At 35.1% G+C, this 2,170-nt stretch carries 1 protein-coding gene and 1 rRNA gene; both read right to left on the bottom strand.

Annotated features, from left to right (window positions below; all coding sequences use genetic code 11):
• Positions 1 to 1,151: 1,151 nt before the first annotated feature.
• Positions 1,152 to 1,880 (bottom strand): DsbA family oxidoreductase, encoded by a 729-nt coding sequence (locus AAIE21_RS29170; RefSeq protein WP_343269870.1) that lies wholly within the window; start codon positions 1,878 to 1,880, stop codon positions 1,152 to 1,154.
• A 168-nt stretch (positions 1,881 to 2,048) separates the two neighbouring features.
• Positions 2,049 to 2,164, bottom strand: a 5S ribosomal RNA gene (gene rrf / locus AAIE21_RS29165).
• Positions 2,165 to 2,170: the final 6 nt, after the last annotated feature.

Here is a 2,170-nt window from a genome sequence, read left to right as displayed (position 1 = left end):
TTCAAAGAACTCGTTTGTCGCTCATTTGCGACTCCCTTATGTTAACACTTTAATGTTTCAATGTCAACTAAGTTTTTTATTTCGTTTGTCGCTTTTTGCGTTGTTGCTATCGGCGACTCGTATAATAATACACCTCTATATAGTAATAGTCAATAGTTTTTAAAAAAGTTTTTTCCATAAAAATATGGTTTATTCTTTGCATTACTATAGTATGCGAGACACACTATTGAAACTTCACTAAATCGAGGCAATATTCCTACCTCAAATAGTAGTAATGAACAGAAACTCATTATCTCCTCTTTTTTAATCTATTTCTCTAATGTACTTTCAATTTAATGGGCCCTAGCCCCTGCATGTAATAGATCAGCCAATAATCTTACTTTAATCTATACTATATAACGAGCTAATTATTGTACTTTTCTTTGCCACTCCTAAACAAGTATGTACAAAAATACAACTCTCTCGCAATGTTTCGAACAGTAATTATAAAAAAATAACAATATCATACTTTCAAAAGCCTCCTAAACACAGCTGGATTCAGAGTACTCCCAATGATTTAATCGGCAAGGAAAATGTTTTGCTTTTGTGGAAAATTAGAAGCATTCTCCTTCTAATATCACTTAGATACCGCTGGAGTAGAAAAGATCAGTTTGATGGTTACTTACTAATAACAAGGATTCCGTCACGCGATCTTTCTTGAGGGATTATTGTAACGAGTTATAAAGATGATATAAGAAAACTAGAAGAGCTCGGTATTGCCACAGAACCTACTATTCATAATATACCAGAAAAGTAATACAAGCGATTTACATGAACTATATTTTGAAATAGTTGGCACCCTTCAAAAAGTAGATTCAGAGAAAGGAGCATGCATTATCATCTTTATTGCACCAATGTTTTTACCAAGTAACTAAAATAGCTACTTAAAATAAAGTGAAACTTCCATGAGTGGGGACTTCATCCCCCACCTATCTTCCTCGTTTCTCCCTGAATTTTGAGGTGAAAGGTCTTACTGCACGCACAAAACCCACAGAAGTTTCATGAGTTTCTGTGGGTTAAGAATTAAATCAAAAAATTATTAATACTTCTGCATGTGACATTTAAAGCTTGTTCCTCAATTACATCATATGAGGCATAATAGATGAAAACTGTTATTCTTTTGACGGTACCGAACAGCTGCCATCTGCACAAAAGGCATCGTTTGTACCATCTGATGAAAGATCTTGGAATTTAGGCTTAGGGTTCTCCTCTTCCCACACCTTTTGAAGCGCACCAACAAATGTTTCAAGTGGTTGTGCACCTGAAATAGCATATTTTTGATTAATAATAAAGTACGGTACTCCCGTGATCCTATACTGTTGGGCAATTCCTTCGTCAATTCGAACATCATTTGCATAAGCATCTTTATTATTTAGAACGTTTAAAGCTTCTTGCCTGTCTAACCCTGAAGCTTCAGCAATATCAGCAAGTGTTTCCACATCACTTAAATTTTTAGATTCAGCAAAATATGAAAAAAGCAGATTTTCTATGATATCCTTTTCTTTTTCATGATTCTTTGCAAACTTTGCCAAACGATGAGCATCAAAAGTGTTCGTTGGTTTCATTTCTTCGAAATTAAAAGTTAAACCTACACTAGCTGCCTGATGGCCTATTTGGATACTATTGCGCTTAGCTTCTTCAATACTAATCCCATACTTTGATGCAATTGCTTCATGAATACTTATTCCAGAATAAATTGGAGTATTCGGGTCTAATTCAAAGCTTTTAAACTCCACATCAACATCATTTTTATGCGAAAATTGGTCTAAAGCCTTTTCTAACCTACGCTTCCCAATATAACAAAACGGACATACAAAATCAGACCAAACTTCAATTTTCATACTAACACCTCATTAAATTTAAGTTTCAACCATTGTAGCATGAGCATTGAAGTATTCAAAAATTTATGCTTCAAGAGATCCAGACTTATAGCATCAGTATGTCTTTATATAATATGCATTATGTTGTTAAACACAAAAAAACCTAAGTCGAAACGACTTAGGTTTTTTGCTTGGCGACGTCCTACTCTCACAGGGACAAGGTCCCAACTACCATCGGCGCTAGAGAGCTTAACTTCCGTGTTCGGTATGGGAACGGGTGTGACCTCTCTGCCATCATCACCAAACTGATG

Source organism: Paenibacillus sp. 102 (assembly GCF_039549175.1).
GTDB lineage: Bacteria > Bacillota > Bacilli > Bacillales > Bacillaceae_G > Bacillus_A.
The sequence above is the reverse complement of the archived record's forward strand: the minus strand, read 5'-3'. Positions and strand labels throughout refer to the sequence as shown.